Annotated in this window: 22 protein-coding genes; 13 read left to right on the top strand and 9 right to left on the bottom strand. The window is 71.7% G+C overall.

The features are described 5' to 3' along the window. Positions 1–73: 73 nt before the first annotated feature. Entirely contained in the window at positions 74–1123 is a 1050-nt protein-coding gene (locus tag ABZ860_RS28895; protein WP_357225869.1) for a zinc-dependent metalloprotease, read from the bottom strand. A 57-nt stretch (positions 1124–1180) separates the two neighbouring features. Further along, positions 1181–2566 carry a D-alanyl-D-alanine carboxypeptidase/D-alanyl-D-alanine-endopeptidase gene (dacB, locus tag ABZ860_RS28890; RefSeq protein ID WP_357225867.1) on the bottom strand — a complete coding sequence of 462 codons (1386 nt, stop codon included), beginning with the start codon at positions 2564–2566 and terminating at the stop codon, positions 1181–1183. Between the two features lie 86 nt (positions 2567–2652). On the opposite strand from dacB, the gene ABZ860_RS28885 reads away from it, so the two are divergent. Continuing rightward, positions 2653–3156 carry an inorganic diphosphatase gene (locus ABZ860_RS28885; RefSeq protein ID WP_204052705.1) on the top strand — a complete coding sequence of 168 codons (504 nt, stop codon included), beginning with the start codon at positions 2653–2655 and terminating at the stop codon, positions 3154–3156. A 1-nt stretch (position 3157) separates the two neighbouring features. Here the strand turns inward: ABZ860_RS28885 and ABZ860_RS28880 are convergent, their stop codons facing one another. The 4 genes from ABZ860_RS28880 to ABZ860_RS28865 all read right to left on the bottom strand — a co-directional run bounded on the left by ABZ860_RS28880 (position 3158) and on the right by ABZ860_RS28865 (position 8509). Next, positions 3158–4312, bottom strand: a complete 1155-nt coding sequence (locus ABZ860_RS28880) for an NlpC/P60 family protein (protein WP_357225865.1) — start codon at positions 4310–4312, stop codon at positions 3158–3160. A 103-nt stretch (positions 4313–4415) separates the two neighbouring features. Continuing rightward, positions 4416–6413: a hypothetical protein gene (locus ABZ860_RS28875; protein ID WP_357225864.1), complete on the bottom strand. Its 1998-nt coding sequence runs from the start codon at positions 6411–6413 to the stop codon at positions 4416–4418. 177 nt (positions 6414–6590) lie between these two features. Continuing rightward, positions 6591–7688, bottom strand: coding sequence for a saccharopine dehydrogenase (locus tag ABZ860_RS28870; protein ID WP_357225861.1), 1098 nt, complete (start codon positions 7686–7688; stop codon positions 6591–6593). Between the two features lie 47 nt (positions 7689–7735). Then, positions 7736–8509, bottom strand: a complete 774-nt coding sequence (locus tag ABZ860_RS28865; RefSeq protein ID WP_357225860.1) for an FxLYD domain-containing protein — start codon at positions 8507–8509, stop codon at positions 7736–7738. A gap of 201 nt (positions 8510–8710) precedes the next feature. Between ABZ860_RS28865 and ABZ860_RS28860 the strand changes: the two genes are divergently transcribed. The 3 genes from ABZ860_RS28860 (at position 8711) to ABZ860_RS28850 (ending at position 11623) form a co-directional block, all read left to right on the top strand. Then, positions 8711–9616 carry a helix-turn-helix transcriptional regulator gene (locus tag ABZ860_RS28860; protein WP_357225858.1) on the top strand — a complete coding sequence of 302 codons (906 nt, stop codon included), beginning with the start codon at positions 8711–8713 and terminating at the stop codon, positions 9614–9616. Positions 9617–9699: 83 nt separating this feature from the next. Further along, positions 9700–10710, top strand: a complete 1011-nt coding sequence (locus ABZ860_RS28855) for an alcohol dehydrogenase catalytic domain-containing protein (RefSeq protein WP_357225856.1) — start codon at positions 9700–9702, stop codon at positions 10708–10710. Between the two features lie 16 nt (positions 10711–10726). After that, a complete protein-coding gene (locus tag ABZ860_RS28850) occupies positions 10727–11623 on the top strand; it encodes an SDR family NAD(P)-dependent oxidoreductase (RefSeq protein WP_357225855.1) in 897 nt (298 codons plus the stop codon). A gap of 19 nt (positions 11624–11642) precedes the next feature. Here the strand turns inward: ABZ860_RS28850 and ABZ860_RS28845 are convergent, their stop codons facing one another. Beyond that, the gene (locus ABZ860_RS28845) at positions 11643–13253 is read right to left on the bottom strand and encodes an ATP-binding cassette domain-containing protein (RefSeq protein WP_357225853.1); all 1611 of its coding nucleotides are present in this window, start codon (positions 13251–13253) and stop codon (positions 11643–11645) included. 109 nt (positions 13254–13362) lie between these two features. Here ABZ860_RS28845 and ABZ860_RS28840 point away from each other — a divergent pair, with 109 nt between their 5' ends. From ABZ860_RS28840 to ABZ860_RS28820, 5 genes are all read left to right on the top strand, one after another. Beyond that, positions 13363–13929, top strand: coding sequence for a dienelactone hydrolase family protein (locus tag ABZ860_RS28840; RefSeq protein ID WP_357225851.1), 567 nt, complete (start codon positions 13363–13365; stop codon positions 13927–13929). A 167-nt stretch (positions 13930–14096) separates the two neighbouring features. Further along, a complete protein-coding gene (locus tag ABZ860_RS28835) occupies positions 14097–14387 on the top strand; it encodes a hypothetical protein (protein WP_357225849.1) in 291 nt (96 codons plus the stop codon). A gap of 175 nt (positions 14388–14562) precedes the next feature. Beyond that, entirely contained in the window at positions 14563–15657 is a 1095-nt protein-coding gene (locus ABZ860_RS28830) for a phenazine antibiotic biosynthesis protein (protein WP_357225847.1), read from the top strand. Then, on the top strand, positions 15657–17027 hold the full coding sequence (locus tag ABZ860_RS28825; RefSeq protein WP_357225844.1) for an aldehyde dehydrogenase family protein: 1371 nt from the start codon (positions 15657–15659) through the stop codon (positions 17025–17027). The genes ABZ860_RS28830 and ABZ860_RS28825 overlap by 1 nt, the downstream gene beginning before the upstream one ends. Before the next feature lie 32 nt (positions 17028–17059). Further along, positions 17060–18184, top strand: coding sequence for a prolyl oligopeptidase family serine peptidase (locus tag ABZ860_RS28820; RefSeq protein WP_357225843.1), 1125 nt, complete (start codon positions 17060–17062; stop codon positions 18182–18184). Here the strand turns inward: ABZ860_RS28820 and ABZ860_RS28815 are convergent. After that, positions 18171–18893: a GNAT family N-acetyltransferase gene (locus ABZ860_RS28815; protein ID WP_357225840.1), complete on the bottom strand. Its 723-nt coding sequence runs from the start codon at positions 18891–18893 to the stop codon at positions 18171–18173. The two genes, ABZ860_RS28820 and ABZ860_RS28815, sit on opposite strands and share 14 nt — an antisense overlap. 174 nt (positions 18894–19067) lie before the next feature. On the opposite strand from ABZ860_RS28815, the gene ABZ860_RS28810 reads away from it, so the two are divergent. The 4 genes from ABZ860_RS28810 to ABZ860_RS28795 all read left to right on the top strand — a co-directional run bounded on the left by ABZ860_RS28810 (position 19068) and on the right by ABZ860_RS28795 (position 23328). Beyond that, complete coding sequence (locus ABZ860_RS28810) at positions 19068–20708, top strand: hypothetical protein (protein WP_357225838.1); 1641 nt, start codon at positions 19068–19070, stop codon at positions 20706–20708. A gap of 363 nt (positions 20709–21071) precedes the next feature. Beyond that, entirely contained in the window at positions 21072–21728 is a 657-nt protein-coding gene (locus ABZ860_RS28805) for a class I SAM-dependent methyltransferase (protein WP_357225835.1), read from the top strand. A gap of 255 nt (positions 21729–21983) precedes the next feature. After that, positions 21984–23084: a hypothetical protein gene (locus tag ABZ860_RS28800; RefSeq protein ID WP_357225833.1), complete on the top strand. Its 1101-nt coding sequence runs from the start codon at positions 21984–21986 to the stop codon at positions 23082–23084. Positions 23085–23157: 73 nt separating this feature from the next. Beyond that, positions 23158–23328 (top strand): hypothetical protein, encoded by a 171-nt coding sequence (locus ABZ860_RS28795; protein WP_357225831.1) that lies wholly within the window; start codon positions 23158–23160, stop codon positions 23326–23328. Positions 23329–23480: 152 nt separating this feature from the next. On the opposite strand, the gene ABZ860_RS28790 is transcribed toward ABZ860_RS28795, so the two are convergent. Continuing rightward, positions 23481–23864 (bottom strand): nuclear transport factor 2 family protein, encoded by a 384-nt coding sequence (locus ABZ860_RS28790; RefSeq protein ID WP_357225828.1) that lies wholly within the window; start codon positions 23862–23864, stop codon positions 23481–23483. Positions 23865–23877: the final 13 nt, after the last annotated feature.

The following is a 23877-nucleotide window of genomic DNA, read 5'->3' as shown; positions in this document are numbered from 1 at the left end:
GCCCGGGCGGGTGAGCGGAAGTCAGGCGGAGGCCCGGGGGGTGGCGATCAGGCGGAGGCTCTCGGGGTGGCGATCAGGCGGAGGCCAGGACGCGGGACATCCAGGCGTGCGGGTCGGCGATCTCCCCACGGTCGGGCAGGGTCTCCGGCGAGGTCCAGACCTTGTTGAACGACTCCATGCCGGCCTCGTCCACGATGGTGCGGACGAAGTGGGAGCCCTCGGCGTACTGCTTCATCTTCAGCTCGATGCCGAGCAGCCGGCGGACGAGCTGGTCGAAGCGCGAGCCGCCCTCGCGGCGGCGCTGGAACTTGGCGCGGATCTCGGCGACCGACGGCACGACGGACGGGCCCACCGCGTCCATGACGTAGTCGCCGTGCCCCTCCACCAGGGTCATCACGGCCGTCACGCGGTCGAGCACGGCCTTCTGCTCGGGCGTCTGGATGGCCTCGATGAGGTTGCCCTCGCCGCCCCTGAAGGCGTCGGCCACGGCGTCGGAGGCGGCGCGCAGGCGCTCCAGCAGGGTTGCCAGGTCCATCTCGGACGCGAGGAGGAACTCGGTCATCTGGCTGCGGACGTACTCCCTGAGCCAGGGGACTCCGGTGAACTGCACCCGGTGGGTCTCCTCGTGCAGGCACACCCACAGACGGAAGTCGCGGGGATCGACGCCCAGCTCGCGCTCGGCGTGCACGATGTTGGGCGCCACCAGCGTCAGGCGGCCGGTGGGGGCGTTGCCCGAGGGGTCGGGCGGGAGGAACAGCTCGTACTGCCCGAGCACCCGGGAGGCGAGGAAGGCCAGCACCGCGCCGACCTCGAGCCCGGTGATGCGCGAGCCGACCGCGCCGACGACCGCCGGCATGTTCGACATCTTCTGCGTCAGCGGCTCGAGCACCACGCGGAAGCCGTCCACGTTGGCGCGGATCCACCCGGGACGGTCGACCACGGTCGCCGCCTCGGGCGTCGCCGAGTCGATGCGGGTGAACTCCCGCACGTGCCCCTCGGCGTCCCGCGACAGCCGCCGCAGCTCGAGGACCGCCTGCCTGGCCTCCTCACGGCTCACCTGAGGGCCGGGCCGCACAAGGCGCACCCCGGTCGCGACGGCCAGATCCCAGTCGATCACCTGCATACCCACCACCGTACGTTCTCCGACTTCTCGCCGCGCATGCAGGCGCGAGAGGGGACGCTAGCTCTGGGAGACGATCGTGGCCATCTTGTCGAGGGCGGAGATCGCCTCCGGCGGGTTGGCCACTTGGTCGGCCATGAACGCGAAGGTCAGCAGCCGGCCCTCGGACGTGTACGCGATGCCCGCCAGGGTGTTCACCCCGTTCAAAGTGCCCGTCTTCGCGCGTACCAATCCGGCGCCGGCCTTCGAATCGGACTTTGCATATCGGTTGTGCAGAGTCCCGCTGAAATGCGCGACCGGCAGGCCGCTGATCAGCGAGTGCAGCTCCGGATGGGCGGGGGACGCCGCCACGGCCAGGATGCGGGCGAGGGCCGTCGGCGTGATCCTGTTCCTGGTGGACAGCCCGCTGCCGTCGTGGACCTCCACCCCGCCGGTCACGCCGAGGCGGGTGAGCACGCGCCCGACCGCCGTGGGCACGCCCTGGAAGGTGTGCGGCAGGCCCTCCTTGACGGCGGCCTGGCGGGCGAGCGCCTCGGCGAGGTCGTTGTCGCTGTGGGTGAGCATCCGCTCCACGAGCGCGTAGATCGGGCCGGACTCCACCCGGGCCAGCTCCTGCGCGGTCGGCGCCGCCTTGGCCGAGTCGACCCCCTTGCCCACCTTGATGCCGTTCTTCCTGAGCAGGGTGGCGAACGCGTCGGCGGTGGCCTGCGCCGGATCCGGGAAGCGGGCGCCGTTGGCCGCCCGGCCCTCGTCCATCATGAGCGCGGACACCGGGGCGACGCTGCCCTCCGGGATGTACGTCGGCTTCCAGCCCGGCGCCGTCCGCGGCCCGCCGAACAGGGAGGCGTCGTACGACAGGTCCACGGAGGTGAGCTTCGCCGCCTTGAGCGCCTTGGCCGTGCTCGAGGCGAGCCGGGCGAGCGACGCGGGCCGCGGGTAGATCTCCTCCTGCTCGGCGGCGCTCGTCCGCGGGCCGGCCAGGGTCGGGTCGCCGCCGCCGACCAGGACGATCGATGTGGCGGACGCCCCCCGCACGACCCGGGTGGCCAGGCGGGCGTCCGGCCCCACCGTGGCCAGCACCGTCAGCGCGGTGACGAGCTTGGTGGTCGAGGCCGGGGTGATGGCGGTGCCCGAGCGGCCGTCGAAAATCGGCGTTCCCGTCGTGACGTCGAGCACGATCCCGGCCACGCTGCCGCCGAGGGCGGGGTCACCCATCGCAGCGGTGAGCCGGGTGGTCAAAGTACCCTTGGCGGGGAGAGCCCCGTCCCCCACCGCGGCCAGAACCGGACCCGCGGTCACCAGGGGGATCGGGGTCGGCTTCGGAGACGCGACCGGAGCCGGGGTCCTGTCGGCGTCATGGGTGATCAGATAAGTGCCCGCGAGGACGACGAAGATCTGCAGCAGGGCGAGGGTGGCCACCACCATCCACCGCTCACGTCGCACCACTACACCCTCATTTCGCGCCGACCTTGACCACGCCTACGAGACATTAACGCCAGCCCGGGAGACCGGGGACTCATGCGGAGGAACGAGTGGAGTTCGACGTTGTCGTTGAGATCCCCAAGGGACAACGGAACAAGTACGAGGTTGACCACAAGACCGGCCGCATACGTCTGGACCGCCTGCTGTTCACGTCTACCCAGTACCCCGCCGACTACGGGTTCATCGAGAACACCCTCGGTGAGGATGGAGACCCGCTCGACGCGCTGGTCCTGCTCCAGGAGCCGACCTTTCCCGGTTGCCTGATCCGCTGCCGCGCCGTCGGGATGTTCCGGATGACCGACGAGAAGGGCGGCGACGACAAGGTCCTGTGCGTTCCGGCGACCGATCCGCGGATGGAGCACATCCGCGACATCCACCACGTCGCCGAGTTCGACCGGCTGGAGATCCAGCACTTCTTCGAGGTCTACAAGGACCTGGAGCCCGGCAAGTCGGTCGAGGGCGCCAACTGGGTCGGCCGCGTCGAGGCCGAGGCCGAGATCCTCGCCAGCATCGAGCGCTTCCAGGAGACCGAGCACCACGACGAGGAGCACTGAATCAACCGGGCCGGGTGGCGCCGACCAGATCGTGGCGCCAGATGGGCGAGATGCGCACCACGTCCCCCGTCTGGGGGGCGTGGACCATCATGCCGCGCCCGATGTAGATGCCCACATGATGGATGTCGCCGGGATTCCGGCTCAACCGGCCGTAGAAGATGAGGTCGCCGGTGCGCAGTTCCTTGAGCGGGACGTGCCGTCCCGACGTCCACTGCGTGCCGGTCCAGTGATCGAGTGACACCCCGGCCCGCTGCCAGGCCCGCATCGTCAGCCCCGAGCAGTCGAACCCCGACGGGCCTGCGGCGGCCCACACGTACGGCTTGCCGATCTGTTTGAGCGCCCACTGGGCGGCCATCTCGCCGGGTCCCGACCCGAGCCGCCCGGTCCAGGCCGGCACATTCAGGCTTCTGCGCGCGGGGAGCGCCGCCTGCCGGGCCTTGCTCCTCGCCTGTTTCAACTCGTCGACGCGGTCACGGGCGGCCTCCAGGCGTTTGGAGATCTCCGCTTTCTCCTGCTCGATCCGCTTGGTCTGTTCGAGCTGTTCTTCGACGGCCCGCTGTGCCGCGTCCTTCGCCTGTCGCACCTCGTCGGCGCCGCGCGACTGCTCGGAGTAGGCACGGGCCGCCTGTTCTCGGAGGATCTCGAAGACCTGTTGCGCGTCTTTCAGCCGTTGCAGCGAAGCGGTCTGTTCGTCGCCGAGCTGCGTCAGCATGCTCGCTCTTCGCAGGAAGCCGTGCACGTCGCCGACACCGCCGAGCATGGCCGCGGCGGACGGTGACAGCCGCACCCCGCTGTATCCCTCGGCCACCCTCGCCGCCACCTCGCCGCGCAACCGCGCGACCTGGTCGGACGCCTGACGGACCCGCCGCGCCGACTGCTCGTACGCGGCACGCGCCTGGTCGAGCTGGACGAGCTGCCCGTTGTACGCCTCCACGAGCCGCTCGGCCTCGCTGTTCAGCGCCTCCTTGCGGGACTGCGCGACCGCGAGGTCGGCCTCGGCTCTGCCCAGTTGCCGTACGCGCTCCTGCACCTGCTGGCGCGCCTTGGCGACGTCCTTCGCGGACGGCTTCGGATCGGCTCCCGCCGGGGCTCCGAAGGTCAGGACGAGACTTGACCCGAGCCCGGCGACCAGCCCCGATGCTCTGAGGAGTGGCAATTCCTTCCCCTTCCCTGCTCCACTCCCCTCACTTCCCGGCGACTACTCTCCGTACACATCTAAGCTACGTCCAGTAATCGACCTATGCGGTAGGTCGTCCCGTTTAGACAGGGAAAGCGCCTCCGGGCCCTCCGGACCCTCCGGGGCTTCCGGACGCGGGGCCGCCGGAAGTGCCACGGCGCTCCATTCCGCGTTCCGAGCCGCCGTCGCGGGTTCCGCCCGGCATGCCCGGCAGGGAGCCGTCCCGGCCGGGGCGACCGGGAGCCGGACCGTCGTGACGGGAGCCGTCCCGGCCGGCGCGTCCTGGCCAGGCGTCCCGCTGCGGGCCGCCTACGGAGCCGCCGGGTGCCCGCCCGCCGCCCTGCCTCTCGCCGCCTCCGGCGCGCTGCCTGTCGCCGCCTCCGGTGGGCTGTGATCTCCCGGCACCTCCGGCGCCCCGTGCCCACTCGCCGCCTCCGGCGATGTGCGTCTCGTGCCGGCCGCCGTGTCCGCCGCGCCCCGGCGGTAGGGCCGCGGGACCGCCGTGATCGCCGGAGGGCTTGCGGGAGGGCGCGGAAGTCGGCGGGCACTCCCGATGGGGACGGGGATGGTGCTGGTGGTCACGCCAGGGCGGACGGTGTCCCGGCCAGTGTGCCGGAGGCGGTCCGCCCCGTGGCGGCCAGCCCGGGACGTGGCCGCCGGAACCTGGACCGCCGGAACCGGGGCCGCCGGAACCTGGACCACCGGAATCGGAGTCGCCGGGGGTGGGCTCCTCACCCGGCTCGGTCCCGGGGGTGCCCGACGTCCCGGGGGTGACGGGGGTGATGGTGGGCTCCGGCGTCGGGCCGGACGGCGAGGCGCCCGGGCCATGCGAGGACGGCGCGCCTGTCCCGTGCCCGGACGGCTTTCCGTGCGGCGAGGGCCGGTGCGGCCGTCCGGCGGTGGGCGGCACGGGTGCGGGCAGGGGCGCCGGGCGCGGCAGGGCGACCGGCCGCACGGAGACCACGGGCACGACCGGCTCGGCCAGCTCCCGGGAGACCGGAGGCACGGGCGAGCGCCCGCCGACCCCGTGGACCTCGTCCGACGACCCCTCGGGAGAGGCGGTACCGCCAGAGGGGCCGATCGAAGCCTCCGCCGTGGGCAGCCGGAGCGGGGCGATCGTGTCGGCGGCCTGCTCGCGCAGGTCGCCGGCGAACTGGGCGAACACGAGCGCGATCGTCGCCGCCGCCGCCAGGGCGGCCACGGCGCCCGCCACCGCCTGCGCCAGCCTGCCCTCGCGGCGACCGGCCCTCGGGAAGCCCGCGACGTTGAGTCCGCCGACGCGCTTGGCGACGTACCGCCGATAGGGGACGAGTTCGGGGTCGATGAAGCTGCTGAGCACCCGCACCCGCAGCGTCTCGGGCAGGGCGATCTGAGGGAGCAGGCCGAACACCTTGGCCGGGGAGATCTGCCGGACGCGCTGGCGCGCGCAGGTCTCGCACCGCGCGAGGTGCCGGGTGAGCTGGGCCCGCGCCTGCGGGGTGAGCTCTCCGGTGAACCCCTCGAGGATGGCGGACGCCCGGGCGCAGTCGTGGGTGGCACGCCTGGCCAGGATCTCGACGGTCACCGCCTCACGCAGGCGTTCGGTGGCCGCGTCGAGGAGCGCCTCGGCGTAGCGCTCGCCGGCGCCGAGCACGGCGGCGAGGTCCTGGCCGGTCATCCCGTGCCGGGCCGCCAGTTCGAGCACCTCCCGGTCCTCGACCGACAGCGCCCCCACGGCGCTGCTCGCGACGAGACGCAGGTCGGCCTCGGCGCCTTCGGCCGTGACACCGGGGAAGGGCACGGTCGCGACGGGGACCGGCCCGGCGTCCGGCCCGTCCTCCTCTCCGGGCGTGCGGCGGCGCATGCACTCACCACGGGCCAGGGCGTACAGCCAGGGGCGGAACCTCTCCGGATCGGCCAGCGAGCCGACGAGGGCCTCCGCGGCGATCAGCGTGTCGCGCAGCGCGACCTGGGCGGCGTCGGGCCCGGCCAGCAACGTGCGGCAGTACCGGTAGAGATTGCCCGCATAGGTGTCATAAAGGGCGGCCAGCGCTCCCGGATCCCGGGCCCGCAACGCCTCGACCAGGACGCCATCATTCATATAACTGAGAGTAAATGCTCAGTAACTCCCCGCTCCACCCATTCAGGCGAAGTCACGTAGCCGCATCGTCGGCTTTTACACTTCGCCGTCCAGTTGGCTTGCCGGAATTGATCGCTTTATTGCGCGACTAATCCTGAAAAATCCGGCCTCCGGCGCGCGACGCCGTACGGACGCATGTCATTCCCGTACGGTCATCCCCACCTCGGCGCAGCCCCTCGTGAGCGCGTCGAGGCCGAAGGCGTCCACGGGCCCCAGGGCGCCGGTGCCGTGCACACCATCGGCCAGCGCCGTCGTCGCCGCCCAGGCCAGCACGCCGGCCGTGAACTCGTACGGGTCGCCTCCGGTGAGGTGGACGGCGGCCAGGCGGCGGCCTTCCGCGTCGTACGCCTCGGCGACGATGCTCGACGACACGCCCGCCCCGGCCGGCGCGCCGTCCCCGCCCGTACGCAGCACCCGGTCGGCCAGCGCCTCGGTCGCCCGCCGGACCCCCGGCAGGGCGGCGATGGCGGGGGTCGCCTTGGCCAGCACGCCCGCGACCCTGGTCAGCCCGCCCAGCCAGCCGAGGTAGACGTTCACCTCGCGCAGGCCGGGATGCGCGGGCGGCAGCGTGAAGTGCTCGGACGCGCCGATGGAAAGGCCGTGCCGCACGCGGCCCTCCACGAGGAACCTGCGGGTGCGGCCGTGCTCGGGGACGATGCGGCCCTCGCGGAAGCCGTACATCGGTTCGAAGATCATTCCCAGCGCCGAGGCGCGGGTCCCGGCGCTCGCGCGCCGCGCCACGCCGCCCTCCACGAAGTAGCCGACGTCCACGCGGACGGCCCCCGGCCCGGCCTTGCGCAGGGCCAGGGCCGCGGCGAAGTTGCCCGGCACGTAGTCGTATCCGAAGGCGGTGATCAGGGCCGCGCCCCGGGCCGCCGCGGCGGGGCCGTACCGCTGGAAGATCCGCTTGATGAACGTGGGCTCTCCGGTGCTGTCGAGATAGACCGCGCCCGCCTCGGTCGCGGCGGCGACCGCGGCCTCCCCCCACCGGACGAACGGGCCCACGGTCGAGATCAGCACGTCGCCCGGCGCGACGATCCTGCGTACGGACTCGGGGCGGCCGACGTCGGCGACCGCGGTGGGCAGGTCGCCGCCCAGCGCGTCGGCGAGGGCGGTCAGCCGCGTCTGGTCCCGCCCGGCCAGCAGCGGCCGGGCCCCGCGTGCGGCGAGCGCCTCGGCGGTGAGCCTGCCGGTGAAGCCGGTGGCTCCGAACAGCACGATCCTGGGGGTGGCCATCCCGCTACGGTAACCCGCCTGTCCTGTCAAGATCGGCAGTGGGCCGCTCACTGGCGCCGGTCGTTGGGTGGCGGATACCCGCGGTCCTTGGCGAACGGCTCCGTCGTCGGCGCGACCGTGTGCAGCGGAACGGCCCCGGCCCGGGCCAGATCCTCATACGTCTTGGCGGTCGAGCCCCAGGTCGTGGCCTGCACGTCGGTCGCACCGACCGCCCCCTGCACGCCCTCGACGGTGATGACGAACCTGCGCCTGGCCCCCGGCCGCACGTCGTCCACGTACGACGTGGCCCCGCCGACGAGCTTGCCCGCCGCGTCACGCAGCAGGGCCGTGACGGCGAGCCCGCCGGCGGGCTTGCGGAACGGGTCGAGCACGTAGCCGGTGACGAGGTAGGACCCGTTCGTCAGCTTGTCGGTGCGGACGTCCGAGATCGGGAACTTGAGGAACGCCGACGGGACGCGCGGGATGGACCGCCACGAGGCGGGACGGTAGTCGATCTTCACCCGGACCGGCTGGGCGTGGCTCGAGACCTGGCCGCCGAAGGCCAGCGGGCGGCCGGGCGGCACCGCGTCCAGCGGCTGCTCCAGGTGGACGACCTCCTTGCCGGCGGCGTCCACGGCCGTGATCACGGCGACGGCGTTCTCCCCGAAGTGCCAGCGGTTGGGGTTGCTCAGCACCCCCGCCCAGGTCACGGCGTACCCGGCCCCCGAGCGCACGATCGAGGACACCTGCTCCTTGAGGGCCAGCGGTTGCGGGCCCTCCTGCTTGTCTTCCGTCGCGCACGACGCCATCGCCAGCGCGGCGAGGGCGAGTGCGACGGTCATGTGGCAACGTCGCGTCACTTAGCCGTCATAACCGCTGAATGGGACGCCGCCCCCGGGAGACGCGCGCTCCCGCCGGTATCTTTACCGGCCGTCTATCGCGGGCGGACCACGCGTGTCTCGTACCGGACCGGCCGCGCCGCCGCCGCCCTCGCCTCTGCTTTCCCCGAGGAGCCCACCGAAATGCCGTGCGAAAGGATGGACATGCGGAAACAGTCACTGAGCAGCGGGGAGGACGCGGTGGATCTCGGGGAGCTGGGGTCGTTCCTGAGGTCGCGCAGGGACCGGCTGAGCCCGGAGGCCGTCGGCCTGCCGAAGGGCGGCCGGCGAAGGGTGCCCGGCCTGCGCAGGGACGAGGTGGCGGAGCTGGCGAGCCTGTCCGCCGACTACTACACCGAGCTGGAGCAGGGGCGCGGCCAGACCCCGTCGGAGCCGGTCGTGCACGCCCTGGCCCGCGCTCTGCGCCTGGGCCCGGACGAGACCGCCCACCTGTTCCACCTGGCAGGCCATCCGGCGCCGTTCGGGGCGGAGCCCGTGCGGATACAGTCGGCGCTGCAGCAGCTCATGATGCGGCTCGAGGACACACCCGCCATGGTGATCACCGACTTGCACGAGGTGGTGGTGCAGAACCACACCGCGCAGGTCCTCGTCGGCCCGCAGGCGGGGCTGACCGGGATCCGGGCCAGTTTCCTCTATCACTGGTTCACCGTCCCGGCCACCCGCGACCTCTATCCCCCGGAGGACCACGACTACCACTCCCGGCTGCTCGTCTCCGATCTGCGCGCCGCGGTGGCCCGCCGCGGCCCCGCCGACACCGTCGGCCGCGAGCTGGTCGGCCACCTGCTGGACTCCGGCGACGAGTTCGCCGGGCTGTGGCGGGCGCATGAGGTCAAGGTCCGCCACGAGGAGTACAAGCGCATCGTGAACCCGGTGCTCGGCACCCTCAAGGTCACCTGCAACAGCATCGTCACCGCCGACGCCGCCCAGCGTCTGCTCTGGTTCGTCCCCGACGACCCCGACGTCGTGCCGCGATTGCACGCGCTCGACCCGGCCGACGTCTGGCGCGACACGCCCGGGCCGGCGTTCGGGCTGGCCGGAAGCTGGGGTTGAGCACCCCTGGCTGCACCGGAGCACGCGCAGCACGCTGGTGAAGGCGGTAGCGGGGGCGTCACCCGCGACCGACGGAGGAGACCATGCGTGCAGCACTCGCGACCGGGGTCGGCACCCCGCTGTCCCTGATCGAACGTGAGATCCCGGAGCCGGGCCCGGGCGAGGTCCTGGTGAAGATCACGGCCTGCGGCCTGTGCTTCACCGACCTCAACCTGCTCCGCGGGCACTACCCGTTCGCCCGCTTCCCGATCGTCCCCGGCCACGAGATCACCGGCACGGTCACGGCGCTCGGCAGCGGCGTCACCGGCCTGTCCGTGGGCGACGCGGTCGGGGCCCAGTTCCTGTACGACTCCTGTGGCCATTGCGACTACTGCGTGTCCGGCGACCAGATCCTCTGCCCGGCCAAGCGCATCACCGGCATCACGGCCGACGGCGGCTATGCCGAGTACGGCCTGTTCAAGGGCGGATATGTGACCCCGCTCCCGTCCGGGCTCGACCCGGTGGCAGCGGCACCGCTGATGTGCGCGGGCCTGACCGCGTTCAACGCCCTGCGCCGGGCCGGCGCCACCGCCGGCTCCCGGGTGGCGATCATCGGCGCCGGCGGCATCGGCGCCCTCGCCGTCCGGTACGCCGTCGCCATGGGCGCCCGCGTCGCGGTGATCGGCCGGTCGGCCGAGGGCGAGGGGACCGCCAAGGAACTCGGCGCGGAGATGTACGTGGCCAGCCGTGACACCGACCCGGCCGCCGCTCTCAGGATGTGGGGAGGCGGTGCGGACGTCATCCTGAACGCCGCGCCCTCCAACGAGGCCGCCTCCGCCGTCCTCACCGGACTCGCGCCCGACGGCACACTCGTGCTCTGCGGCTACGACAACACCCCGCTTACCCTCAGCGCCCAGCCGATGGTGCTCAACCGGCTGCGCGTCATGGCCTCCCCGTCAGGATCGCCCCACGATCTGCGCGACACGCTGGCCTTCTCCGCCCAGCACCGCATCCTGCCCACGATCACGCCGATCGGCCTCGACCAGGCCCCGGCGGCTCTCGAAGCCATGGGCGGTGGGTCCGGCGGCGGCCGCCGCGTCATCACGTTCGCATGACCCGTAAGGAGTATCCGTGCGCAAGACCATCCTGATCACCGGCGCGAGCTCCGGATTCGGCGCGCTGTCCGCGCGCGCCCTGGCCCGCGCCGGGCACACCGTGTACGCGGCCATGCGCGCCACCGCCGGCCGCAACGCCCCTCGCGTCGCCGAGGCGGCCGACTATGCCAGGGAACACGGCGTGGACCTGCGCACCGTCGAGCTGGACGTGCTCTCGCAGGAGTCGGTGGCCGCCGCGGTCGCGACCGTCCTGGCCGAGACGGGCACCATCGACGTGGTCGTGCACAATGCCGGTCACATGGTGCTCGGCCCCGCCGAGGCGTTCACCCCCGAGGAGCTCGCCGCCGTCTACGACACGAACGTGCTGGGCAGCCAGCGGCTCAACCGGGCGGTCCTGCCGCACATGCGCGAGCGGCGGCACGGCCTGCTGCTGTGGATCGGCTCCAGCTCCACCAGGGGCGGCACCCCGCCCTACCTCGCGCCCTACTTCGCCGCCAAGGCGGCGGCCGACGCCCTGGCGGTGTCGTACGCGGCCGAGCTGGCCCGCTTCGGCATCGAGACCACCATCGTCGTCCCCGGCGCGTTCACCTCGGGCACCAACCACTTCGCCCACGCCGGCCACCCGGCCGAGCAGGCGGTGATCGCGGCCTACGACGAGCGGTACGGCGCGCTGATGGAGCAGGTGGGCGAACGGCTGGCCGCGCTGCAGCCGCCCGGCGCCGACGCGTCCATGGTCGCCGACGCCGTCGTCGAGGTCGTGGACACCCCGCACGGCAAGCGGCCTTTCCGGGTGCACGTGGATCCGCTCGACGACGGGTCGGCGGAGGTGAGCGAGGTCGCCGACCGCATCCGCGCCCGCTTCCTCACCCGCATCGGACTGGCGGACCTGCTCGGCCCGCACAGCGCCGCCTGACCTCGCCGGAAAAGCGCGGCTACCGCGGGCGGACCACGCGTGTCTCGTCCCAGACCGGCTCGGGTGACTCGTACACCCGCCCGTCGGAGCCGAAGACCAGGTAGCGGTCGAAGTCGGCCGCGAACCAGCGGTCGTGCGTCACCGCCAGCACCGTGCCGTCGAAGGCGTCCAGGCCCTGCTGCAGGGCCTCGGCGCTGGCCAGGTCGAGGTTGTCGGTCGGCTCGTCGAGCAGCAGCAGCGTGGCGCCCGACAGTTCGAGCAGCAGGATCTGCAGGCGGGCCTGCTGGCCGCCCGACAGCGTCTCGAACCGCTGCTCGGCGACCCGGCCGGCGAGTTCGTAGCGGGCCAGGGCCTTCATCGCCTCGTTCTTCAGCCGGGCGTGCTCGGTCATGACGATCTCGCAGGGCGTACGGCCGAGCAGTTCCGGCCGGGCGTGGGTCTGGGCGAAGTGCCCGGGGACGACCCGCGCGCCGAGCCGCATCGTGCCCGAATGGCGCACGTCCTCTCCGGCCAGCAGTCGCAGGAAGTGCGACTTGCCGGAGCCGTTCGAGCCGAGCACGGCCACCCGCTCGCCGTACCAGACCTCCAGGTCGAAGGGCTTCATGAGGCCGGTGAGCTCAAGGCCCTCGCATATCACCGCGCGCTTGCCGGTGCGTCCGCCGCGCAGCCGCATGCTGATGACCTGGTCCTTCGGCGCGAGCTCCGGTGGGCCCGCCTCCTCGAACCGGCGCAGCCGGGTCTGCGCCGCGTGGTAGGCCGGGGCCATGCCGTCGTTGTAGGTGGCCTTCTGTTTGAGCATGACCACCAGGCGCTTGAGCTTGGCGTGCTCCTCGTCCCAGCGCCTGCGCAGCTCGTCGAGCCGCTCGTTGCGCTCCCGCCGCGCCTCGGCGTACGTCGCGAAGCCGCCGCCGTGGATCCAGACGTTGCCGGACTCGACCGTGACGATCCGGTCGGCGGCGTTGGCGAGCAGTTGCCGGTCGTGGGAGACCAGCAGCACGGTCTTGGGCGTCTCGCGCAGCGCCGTCTCCAGCCACACCTTGCCCGGCACGTCGAGGTAGTTGTCGGGCTCGTCGAGCAGCAGCACCTGGTCGGGCCCGCGCAGCAGCGCCTCCAGCACCAGCCTCTTCTGCTCGCCGCCGGACAGCGTGGCGACCTCGCGATACTTCACCCTGTCGTACGGTGTGCCGAGGGCGGCCATCGCACAGGCGTCCCAGAGCACCTCGATGTCGTAGCCCCCGGCGTCGGTGTAGTCGGTGATCGCCTGGGCGTACCGCATCTGGGTCTTCTCGTCGTCCCGCTCCATCATCGCGAGCTCGGCGGCGTCGAGCCGTTCTGCCGCCGTCCTGACCCGCTCGGGCGCGACGCTGAGCAGCAGGTCCTGGACCGTACGGCCGTCCCGGATGTTGCCGACGAACTGCCGCATCACGCCGAGGCCGCCCGAATGGGCCACCGTGCCCTCGACCGGCTGGAGATCGCCCGCGATCATCCGGAGCAGGGTCGTCTTGCCCGCGCCGTTCGGGCCGACCAGGGCCGCCTTGACGCCCTCCCCCACCCGGAACGAGACGTCGTTCAGGAGCATCCTGCCGTCGGGCAGCACATGCGTCAGATGCCCGATCTCGACGTGACCCATTTCGACGCCCCTCCCAGATTCCCGGAGAGGCTACCTGTCACCTTCCAGCCCCGGCACGCCATTTTCCGCCTCGTCGTGAGAACCGGTGCCGGAGGGAGAGGATGGCGGTGTGGCTCACATCGCTCTGTTCCATTCTGTGTACGGGCTGCGGTCCGTCGAGCGTGCCGCCGCTGATCGTCTGTGCGCCGCCGGGCACGAGGTCGTCACGCCCGACCTGTACGCAGGTGAGACCGCCACAACAATCGATCACGGATTCGTCCTGATGAACCGGATCGGCTGGGACGTCATCGTGGAACGGGCGCGGAATGCCATCGGGAGGCTGCCTGCCGGTACGGTCCTCTCCGGCTTTTCAATGGGCGCCGGGGTCGTCGGGGCCCTGCTGGCCGACCGGCGCGACACGGCAGGCGTGCTGCTCCTGCACGGAATCGCGGAGATCCCCGCGTCGGCGCGAGGCGGCCTGCCGGTGCAACTGCACGTCGCCGAACCGGACACGTTCGCACCTCCCACGGCTGTCGCCGCGTGGGAGAAGGCGTCGGCGGCCGCGGGGGCCGCTGTGCAGGTGTTCACCTATCCGGGTGTCGGGCACTTCTACACGGACGCCGATCTGCGTGACCACGACGAGGACGCGGCCGACCTGACTTGGCAGCGAAGCTTGGATTTCCTCAGCCGTCTCTGAGTTCGCCGCCCTTGTGGGTCACAGCTTGACAGTCGGCTGCCCGATCTCGACGTGACCCACTTGACGCGGCATCGTGAACCATTCCGGAGGCGGCCGGTAGGTGCCCTGCTGACGGTTCGCCCCGCCGTGTACGGGAAGCATGCGGCGGAGACGTGAGGAGGCGGGCGATGCCGCGTGGGGAGCCTTCGGTGGCCGCTTCGGGCGAGTGGCGGGACGAGGACGGCGTACGCAAGCCCGCGGGCGAGGCGCACGCGTGGTGGCCCGGCACCAACCAGACCGTGTGCGGGCTCGCGCTCAGCCGGTCGCGGCTGCACCGGTTCCACCATGTTCCGTGGCCGGACGCGTTCCCCGAGTCGGGCGGGGCGGCCGACGAGGTGCGGAGGGTGTGTTCCCGCTGCCGGGCCGCGACGGGGAAGGGCCAGGGCCGGCTGTGGCAGCGCACTTCCCCTCGCCCGTGAAGCGCCCCTGAATGCCTGTCCCCGAAGGCCCGTCCCTGCGATACCGCCTCTGAGATCCGGCCCTGGGATCTGGTGCCCGATCTTTTTCCGCCGTCGCGGAATCTCTTGACCTGGTGGCGAATCACCCGGAAATAGCCTGGCTTTTCAGGGGATTTCCAAGTCAAAGGGACGGGATATGGCAACAGATCCGATCCTCGACTGCCCGCTCGACCAGGTCCCGGAGGGCCCCGAGTTCATCGAGGCGGCCATGCGGTGGCACTTCAGCCCCGAGACCGGCTCGCCGTACTGGCTGGAGCGGGCGAAGACGCTCGGCTTCGACCCGCGTGAGGACGTGCGCACCTTCGAGGACCTGCGCCGGTTCCCCAACGTGGCCAACGAGCTGCGCGACGTCCGGGTGGAGGACCTGATCCCCCGGGGGTACGGCGCCGACGCGGACGTGATCGGCGTGTACGAGAGCGGCGGCACGACCGGTCCGCCCAAGCGCGTCGTGCTGCTGCGGGACTGGGTGGAGCGGCTGATGCACCGGACCGAGCAGGACCTGCGGGCGAGAGGCTATCCCGAGAGCGGCCACTGGCTGTCGCTCGGGCCGACCGGGCCGCACGTCTTCGGCGAGCTGGTCCGTTGGCAGGCCGCGCGGCGGGGTGGCATCCGGTTCACGGTCGACATGGACCCCCGATGGGTGAAGAGGTGCATCGCCGAAGGCCGCGGCGACGAGGCCGAGCGCTACGCGGAGCACCTGATCGACCAGAGCACCTACATCCTGGAGACCCAGGACGTGCGGGTCCTGGTGACCACGCCGCCGTTGCTGACCCGGCTGGCCCGCAGGAACGCGCTCGTCGATCTGATCAACTCGAAGATCGCGGCGATCAGCTGGGGCGGCGCCCACATGGACCCCGACACCCGTTACCTGCTCCGCACCGAGGTCTTCCCGAACGTCAAGCTGTACGGCACGTACGGCAGCACGATGATCCTCGGCGGGCTGGCCGAGCGCGTCGCGTCGCCGGAGGAGGACCTCGTCATCTTCGACACGTTCTCGCCCTACATCACGTTCTCCGTGGTGGACCAGGAGACCGGGGAGGTCGTCCGGTACGGCGACCGCGGCCAGGTGGTGATGCACCACGTCAGCAAGAGCTTCCTGCTGCCCAACAACCTCGAACGCGACCTGGCCACCCGCGTGGCGCCGCCGCCTGGGCAGATGGGCGACTCCGTCGCCGACGTCGGTCCGCTGCCCACCTTCGAGAACGAAACGGTCATCGAGGGGGTGTACTGATGGACGAGCTGATCCGGCTCGACGCGCTGGGTGCGGGCGGGCCCTACCACAGCCGCAGCCGGCTGACGATCACGGAGTTGACCGGGACGCCGGTCGCCGAGCTGAGCCTGGTGCCGCGGCTGTTCGTCCAGCGGACGATGGCGGCCCTGCGCGAGGCGCGGACCCTGCCGGCCCACGAGCGGGCGGCGGCCCTCGCCCGCGCGGGGCGGCTCTTCGCGACCGGCGTGGTGGACGGCATTCCCGCGGAGGAGTACCAGCACATCGTCAGCCGTGTCTCGGGGATGCCGATCACCGTGGTCCGATCGGCGACCTCCGGCATCGGACGGCGCGCAGCAGAGGCGTACCGCACCACCCGCTACGCCCGTCCGGAGGGCGCGGTGGACGACTGGCGCGACCCGCTCACCCGCAACGGCCAGGCGGTCTGGACGCGGCGCGGCGACGTCTTCGCCGTCCACGCCGCCGGCAACCACCCCGGCGTGCACACGCTGTGGCTGGAGGCCCTGGCGCTCGGCTACCGGGTCGCGGTGCGTCCGTCGCGGCGCGAGCCGTTCACCCCGCACCGCCTGATCACGGCACTGCGGGAGTCGGGGTTCGGCGACGACCAGGTGGTGCTGCTGCCGACCGACTACGCGGTGGCCGACGACATCATCCGCGACGCCGACCTCGCCATGGTGTACGGCGGCGAGGAGGTCGTGAACAAGTACGGCAACGACGTCAGGGTGCTGCCGCAGGGCCCGGGACGGTCCAAGATCCTTCTCGCCGGGCACGACTGGCAGTCCCACCTGGGCACGATCGTGGAGTCGGTCAGCGCCTTCGGGGGGACGGCCTGCGTGAACACGACCGCGGTCTTCGTGGAGGGCGATCCCGCGCCGGTGGCGGAGGCCGTCGCGGAACGGCTCTCGGCGATCCCGAGCCTGCCGCCGGAGGACGACGGCGCGGTGCTGCCCGTCCAGCCGGTCGCGGACGCGCACGCGATCGAGAAGTACCTGCTCGACCACGTGAACGGCGCGACGCCGGTGCTCGGCGGCGACGGCGTGGTGGACGATCTGGGCGACGGCAGCGGGGTCCTGCGGCCGGCCGTCTTCGTGGTGGACCGGCCGGACGCGCCCCAGACGGGCATCGAGCTGTCGTTCCCCTGCGTGTGGTTCGCGCCCTGGAGCCTGGCGGACGGCATCGAGCCGCTGCGGAACACGCTCGTGCTGACCGCGATCACGGAGGACGCCGGGCTGATCGACCGGTTGGTGGAGGACCCGTCGATCAGGAACGTCTACCTGGGGGACACCCCCACGTATCTGATGCCGCCGTGGGTCCCGCACGACGCCTACCTCGGCGAGTTCCTGATGCGCACGAAAGGCGTCATCCGCACTTAACCATTTGAAAAAGGCCCAGTAGATTCTGGGCCATGCGCAGGACGACACGATGGCGGCGCCGCCTGCTGTGGACGCTCGCCGTCGTCGTCGTGCTCGCGGTGGCCGCCGTCGGCGGCGCGGGCTGGTACTACTCCGGCCTGGTCATCGACCCCGTCCACACCTCCGGCTATCCCCTGGAGGTGACGGGCGTCAGCGGCGACCAGGTCACGATCAAGGGCGGCGCCGACACGGCCGCCCCCGGCACGTACGGCCTGACCTGGGCGGACGGCAACGCACTGGTGGGCCAGGTGATCGCGACCGGGGCCGGCACGGTGACCAGGAAGGTCACCGAGGTCGTCCACGGCGAGCTGCGGCCCGGAGTGCGCGCCTACCTCGACCGCTGGCTGTGGGGCCACGCGACCCCGGCCGCCGCCGGCGTGCCGTACACGGACGTGAAGATCCCCTCGCCGCTCGGCGACTTCCCCGGCTGGCGGACCGAGGGCACCTCGACGACCTGGGTGATCGCCGTACACGGCCGCAACGGCGGCCCGGCGGAGGCCCTGCGCGTGCTGCCGGTTTTCCACAGCCTGGGGATGCCGGTGCTGGGCATCACCTACCGCAACGACGAGGACGCCCCGGCGAGCCCGGACGGCAAGTTCCATCTCGGCGCCACCGAATGGCAGGATGTCGCGGCGGCCATCGCGTACGCCAAGAGCCGGGGTGCGACCGGGATCGTCCTGTACGGCTGGTCGATGGGCGGGGGCATCGTGCCGATGGCCGTGCGCAACCTGCCCGGCGAGCCGATCAAGGCCATGATCCTGGACAGCCCTGTGATCGACTGGCGGGCGCCCATCGCCCTCGGGGCCGAGCAGATGGGCGTGCCCGGCTTCCTCGTGTCGGTGGGCGAATGGGTCATCGAGCGGCGCACCGGCGTGTCCTTCGACGACATCGACCACCTGCGGCACGCCCGCGAGTTCACGATCCCCACGCTGGTCTTCGAGGACGACGACGACGCGACCGTGCCGATCGGCCCGGCGCTGCGGTTCGCCGCGGCCCGCCCCGACATCGTCAGGCTCGTACGGACGAGCGGAGGCGGGCACACGGGTTCCTGGAACGCCGACCGCGGGCGTTACGAGCGGGAGTTGAAGGAGTTCGTCACGTCGATCAGCTCGGGATGACCACGGTCATCGAGCTGCCGACCAGGGTGAAGCCGAGCCGTTCGTAGACGCGCCTGGCGGGGTTGCCGTCGGACACGGCCAGGCCCAGCCGCTCCCATCCGCCGGCCGCCGCCTCGTCCCGCGCGGCGGCCAGCATGCGCGCGCCGAGGCCGGAGGGGGTGCGGGCGGGGTGGCGGAAGACTTCGGCCACCCAGGGCCGGCCGCGGAAGGCGGTGACCAGCACACCGCCGGCCACCGCGTCGTCCCGGTCCACGGCGAGCAGGCTGCAGGGCAGGATCTCGCCGATCACCTTGCCCTCCAGCAACGGGGTGAGGATGTCGCGCAGCGCGGCGGCGTCGTCCACGTTCCGATGGTCGGGGTGGTCCGGCGGATAGGCCGCCCGCCACGCCGCGAACACCTCTTCCGCCGGGCGGTCGCAGGGCGTGAACCGGAAGCCGTCGGGCGCCCCGGCCTCGGCGGGAGGCGCCGTACGCAGCTCACAGGTCATCTCGTGGGCGTGCCGCCTCACCCGGGCGCCGCGCGCGACGAGCGCCTCGCCCAGGTCGACCGGCCCCACCACCGCCCAGCCCGGCAGCTTCGCCATGATCGCATCAACCGCGCCCGGGCCGATGACCTCGACCCGATCGGCGCACGGCAGCCCGTACCGCTCGTCCTCGACATAACTGACGGCCGGGGCGCCGTCCGCCCCGGCCAGAATCACTCGTTCCACAGGAGGGAGGCTGTCCGAGCACGACGAGGGCGGGCAACACGTTTTTCGCCCCGCGCACGCCGGATGAACCGGAGGGAACGGCGTCCGCGGCCCTTTCTTTCCTTTTATCCATACATTTCGATCTTTTGTGGATAAGGTGCCTCTGGTTTTGTCGGCCGGAGCGGGAGTGGCGTGATGTGGCGATCACGGGGTTTCGGGCTGTGGGCGCTCGCGACCGTGATGACGCTGCTGCCCCTGGTGCCGTGGGCGTTTCCGGGCGGTGAGCTGTCCTTCGGATTCACGACGTTCGGCGACGTCCCGTCCTGTCCCGCCTTCGAATTCCAGACGACGTTGTTCTCCGCTCCGGTCATGGCGTACCTGCTCTGGTCGCACGTCGTCGCCGTCCCTCTCGCCTTCGCGCTCTGGCTGGTGACGCGCGGCGGGCGCCCGAGCCGGGTGACGGGCCGTGTCGTCGCCTGCCAAGGGCTGCTCCTGGCGCTCATGAACCCGGCGCTCGTCGCGTACGACCTGTTCACCGCCGGCTCCGGATGCTGGAGACAGTGGGAGCCGATGGCCGTATGGAACCTGGGCGTGAGCGCCTGCGACGTGGTCGCCGCCGCCCTGATCCTGTCGGCCGTCCGGCCCGCCTGGTCCCGCCCCCGTGTCCGGCTGCGCCGTACGGCCGGGGGACTCGCGGTGTGCTGCCTCCTGCTGACCGTGCCCGTGGCGGACCGGGGAGCCGACGACCGCTACACCGGCCTCGACGTGGTCATGCGCCTGTACGCCGACCTCCCGCCCGCCGACTCCCCGGCCACCAGGTCCGGCAGGGATCTCGAGACGGAGCGACTGCTCGCCATCGCGGCCGAGAAGGCCACGGAGAAGGCCACGGAGAACGAGGGCACGGCCCTGCGCCTCGGCGACGCCGTCGACGTTGACGTTGACGTTGACGAGGGCGGGGTCGCCGCGGAGCCCGACTGCGACCCGTGGACCGTGATCCACCAGTCGTACGGCGACACCGCGCCACGGGACCGCGAACTCGCCTTTTTCTGCATGGCACGGGATGTCGCGGGGTACGCCCCACGGCTCGTGGGGCTGCCCGATCGGGAACTGCTGTCCTTCGGCCGGGCGTTGTGCGGCGTCGCCGGGCGGCCCTCCACCGAGCCGCCGGTCCGGACCCTGCTCGACCAGGCCGGGGCGTACGACTGGAGCCACCAGCTCGCGGAGGCGCTGGTGTTCCTGTGTCCGGACGAGGTCGCCCGGAAGTGGCCCGACCTCGTGCTGTCGGAGGCCGAGGCGCAGCGGAAGGAGGACGATTACCAGGCGCGGATGACCGCCCGCTGCGCGGACCCTGCCCGCCGCCTGCGGGCGGTGCGGCAGGCGACCACCGCCCTTCACGTGGGTGAGGGCGGCGGCTATCAGGTCGACGGCGGCACGGGCCGGTCCGGCGAGGAGCGGCCGCGCAGACTGCCCCGCTCGTTCGACGACGTCATCGACTGGCTGACCACGACCGCCGTCTCGGTGGGCACCGCCGTGGACAACTACCCGATCTGCCTGACGGTCAAGGCGCTGCGCCAGGCTCCCCGCGTGCGGCTGAGGGGCTGGGACAGGGTCGTCGAGACCGGCGTCGACAGCCCGGGCGGCACGCTCGAACTTTTCGGAGAGGAGAGCGCCCCGCTGCCGAACCTCGCCTCCGCCGGGCCCGGCCGCTACCGCGTCCGCGTCTACCTGCGCAAACAGGAGGAGGCGATGACGTACGAGTCCGACGGCCCGGTCGAGGAGCACCTGGTCCTCGTCTTCCCCGGCACGTCCGGAAAGACCGTCTTCCTCCGGGACTGAGGAGTGGTTGAGCGGCGGGCTCCGGAGATCGACTCGGAAAAAGATGGCGTGGCCCGGGAACAACGAGTGCGGACACGTGGTTGGATGAAGCGTGGCCGGTGTGCAGGTGTCCCCGGGCCTCACCTAATTTGCCTTCGCGGACTACCGTTCGGCTGGAGCCGCGTTGTGCCTTTCGCCGAGAGGCGACCCGGCACCGGCACCACACGTGCGGGACCCCGGCAGGAGATCCTCCTGCCGGGGTCCTGGCGTCTACGGGCCCTCCAGGGTGAACCGTTCACCCCGCAGGCCGCCTGACCTCTGTGGATATCATCCGCCTTACCCTTTGCATCCACTTTTGTCGGCCATGGGTGACAAGATGCGTCCGTGCCTGATTTGGATCCCCAGTCGATCGCCTCCTACTGGGACGCGGAGGCAGACACCTTCGACGACGAGGCCGACCACGGGCTTCGCGACCTCCGGGTCCGCGCGGCCTGGGCGGGGCGACTGCGGTCCTGGATGCCGCGGCCTCCCGCCGACGTCCTCGACCTGGGCTGCGGCACCGGGTCGCTGACGCTGCTGCTCGCCGAGCAGGGACACCGGCCGGTGGGCGTGGACCTGTCCCCCAGGATGGCCGAGGCGGCCCGGGGCAAGCTCGACGCGGCGGGCTTCGCGGCGCCCGTCCTCACCGGCGACGCGAGCGACCCGCCGGCCGCGGCCGGAAGCTCCTTCGACGTCGTCCTGGCCCGGCATCTGCTGTGGACCCTGCCCGCGCCGGAGCGCGCGTTGCGCACCTGGATGGGTCTGCTGCGCCCGCAGGGCCGGCTGATCCTCATCGAGGGCAACTGGCAGGCCTCCGGGGACGGCCCGCCGTACGTGCCCGGCGCCGGCGCCCTGCCCTGGCTCGGCGGGGTGAGCGCCGAACCCCTCGTCGAGGTGCTGCGGCCGTACGCCGCGAGCGTGCGGGTGGAGCCGCTGACCGACCCCGTGCTGTGGGGCAAGCCCGTCCACGACGAACGGTACGCCGTCATCGCCCACCGCTGAGCTGCGTATTCTGCGGAAAACACGCAATGCGGAATCCGTAAACGTCTCGGCAATTAGTCGAAGCGCATTGCCGGCGGAACGCGGAGGCAAAACGGAGGCCGGTCATCGACGTCGTCGTCGACAGCCACGCCCATTGGCACACATGAAATGCCACAGCGAACGGCCCGGGAGGGGTCAACTCGCCTGGACGGGCTCCGGCGGCGTGTGCCAACGATTGAGATACGACCCGATCGCTGATCGGAGAGGAGTATCTCTATGCACGGCACTCGATTCTCATTACTGCTGGGTCCGGCAGTCCTGTCCGCCGTCACGCTCTGGCCGGCCATCGCATCGGCCTCCACCGCCGCCCAGCCCTCCGGCCTCGCCGCCGCGCTCAGCGCGCCGCGGGCCGAGGAGCCGGGCACCAGCCTCGGCGAGCAGTCGGAGGAGGCGGCTGAGCAGAGCGGACGCGCGTACGAGGAGGAGAGCGGGTACGGGCGGGAGAGCGCCCAGGAAGGTTCATCGAGCGAGGAGTCGAGCGGCAGCAGCCAGTCCCAGAGCAACATCGCCTACCACCGCTCGCGGTCCTCGCTGGGCGAGTCGTCACTGCGCTCGGCATCGCTGCGCGAGTCGTCGCTGCGCTCGTCGTTGCTGCGAAGCAGCCGTCCGGCGCTCCGCGAGCAGTCGTCGTACAGCCGTCCGATCAGCTACACGCGGACGATCACCTATCAGCGCCCGGTCACCCAGACGCGTATGGTGACCGAGAGCCGTCCGGTCACGTTCACCAGGCAGATCACCTTCCAGCGCCCGGTCACCGAGACGCGGATGGTCACCCGGATGCGTCCGGTCACCGAAACGCGCCAGGTGTCCTTCCAGCGGCCCGTGAGCTACACGCGCATGGTCACCGAGAGCCGTCCGGTCACCCGCCAGGTGACCTACCAGCGGCCGATCACCCAGACGCGGTACGTCACCGAGTCGCGTCCGGTGACGCGGTACGTCACCTACCAGCGTCCCGTGGTGAGCTACGTCACCGAGAGCCGTCCGGTCACCCGCCAGGTGACCTACCAGCGGCCCGTCACCGAGACGCGGTACGTCACCGAAAGCCGTCCGGTGACCCACCAGGTCACCTTCCGGCGCCCGGTCACGGAGACGCGGTACGTCACGGAAAGCCGTCCGGTCAGCTACACGCGGATGGTGCCGGAGACCCGCGAGGTGCAGTCCACGCGCTTCGTCACCGAGAGCCGTCCGGTCAGCTACACGCGCATGATGACCTACCAGCGGCCGGTCACCGAGACGCGGTACGTCACCGAGTCACGGCAGGTCACCAGCTACAGCCGGCCCATGATGCACTCCTCAAGCGAGGACTGCGACCCGTGAGCCGGGAAGCGAGGTCCTGACAGCCAGTAGGGCCATGAGGGGCACGGGCGGTTCCCGCCCGTGCCCCTTCCACGTGTCCGGGCGCGCTCAGCGCCCCCTCGTCCTGCACCACGTCCTCCGCCGTCTCCAGGTCGCCGACGAGCAGCACCGGGAGCCGCACCAGGCCGACCCGGTGCTCGCGGTACAGGCCCGCCAGATCCGTCCCGGGAGGCGGCGCGGGCGGCGGGAGCGCCGCCAGCCGTAGGGATTCACGATCCATGCAATGTGAACGCGCACCCCCGCCGATCCGCTGCTCGCGTCTTCGCGGCGATTCGCCGCTCCCGTGTTTCCGGGCCGGTACATGCGAAGGCCCCTCCGGACGGTCCGGAGGGGCCTTCGTGACGTCGAAACCTCCCGTCACGCCTCACTGGCGTGGGCCGCCAGGACGCGCCAGCCGTACTCGCCGGTGTGCACCCACGTGCGCGTGTAGCGCAGCCGGCCGGCGAACGGCTCGCCCGCGAAGGAGCCTTCGAGGGTGCCGAGGAAGCACGTGACCCCGGTCGTCCCCGAGACGACGACGGTGAGGTCCTCCTCGGCCACCTTCGTCATGACCTGCGTACGTGAGCGATGGTTGTGGAGATCGAGCTGCTTGGCCTCGGTGTGCAGCCGGCCGTCCGGCGGCCCCGTGAAGACGAGCCGCTCGTCGAGCAACCGGTCGAGCTCCTCCACATCACCGATGAGCTGCGCTTTCTGCAGTCGCCGCTCGGCTTCGTACAGCTCGTCCAGAAGGGTGCCTGCCATGTCGGTCCTCTCG

The organism is Microbispora sp. NPDC046973 (assembly GCF_040644495.1).
Classification (GTDB): Bacteria; Actinomycetota; Actinomycetes; order Streptosporangiales; family Streptosporangiaceae; genus Microbispora.
This window is presented reverse-complemented; position numbering and strand designations above follow the sequence as displayed.

Bases quoted from the DNA above. Each gene is read 5' to 3' on its own strand.
- ABZ860_RS28835 (WP_357225849.1), top strand. From the start codon at position 14,097: ATGCCGCGTGGGGAGCCTTCGGTGGCCGCTTCGGGCGAGTGGCGGGAC.
- ABZ860_RS28830 (WP_357225847.1), top strand. From the start codon at position 14,563: ATGGCAACAGATCCGATCCTCGACTGCCCGCTCGACCAGGTCCCGGAG.
- ABZ860_RS28855 (WP_357225856.1), top strand. From the start codon at position 9,700: ATGCGTGCAGCACTCGCGACCGGGGTCGGCACCCCGCTGTCCCTGATC.
- ABZ860_RS28820 (WP_357225843.1), top strand. From the start codon at position 17,060: ATGCGCAGGACGACACGATGGCGGCGCCGCCTGCTGTGGACGCTCGCC.
- ABZ860_RS28870 (WP_357225861.1), bottom strand. From the start codon at position 7,688: ATGGCCACCCCCAGGATCGTGCTGTTCGGAGCCACCGGCTTCACCGGC.
- ABZ860_RS28895 (WP_357225869.1), bottom strand. From the start codon at position 1,123: ATGCAGGTGATCGACTGGGATCTGGCCGTCGCGACCGGGGTGCGCCTT.
- ABZ860_RS28810 (WP_357225838.1), top strand. From the start codon at position 19,068: ATGTGGCGATCACGGGGTTTCGGGCTGTGGGCGCTCGCGACCGTGATG.
- ABZ860_RS28865 (WP_357225860.1), bottom strand. From the start codon at position 8,509: ATGACCGTCGCACTCGCCCTCGCCGCGCTGGCGATGGCGTCGTGCGCG.
- ABZ860_RS28790 (WP_357225828.1), bottom strand. From the start codon at position 23,864: ATGGCAGGCACCCTTCTGGACGAGCTGTACGAAGCCGAGCGGCGACTG.
- ABZ860_RS28875 (WP_357225864.1), bottom strand. From the start codon at position 6,413: ATGAATGATGGCGTCCTGGTCGAGGCGTTGCGGGCCCGGGATCCGGGA.
- ABZ860_RS28825 (WP_357225844.1), top strand. From the start codon at position 15,657: ATGGACGAGCTGATCCGGCTCGACGCGCTGGGTGCGGGCGGGCCCTAC.
- ABZ860_RS28860 (WP_357225858.1), top strand. From the start codon at position 8,711: ATGCGGAAACAGTCACTGAGCAGCGGGGAGGACGCGGTGGATCTCGGG.
- ABZ860_RS28800 (WP_357225833.1), top strand. From the start codon at position 21,984: ATGCACGGCACTCGATTCTCATTACTGCTGGGTCCGGCAGTCCTGTCC.
- ABZ860_RS28845 (WP_357225853.1), bottom strand. From the start codon at position 13,253: ATGGGTCACGTCGAGATCGGGCATCTGACGCATGTGCTGCCCGACGGC.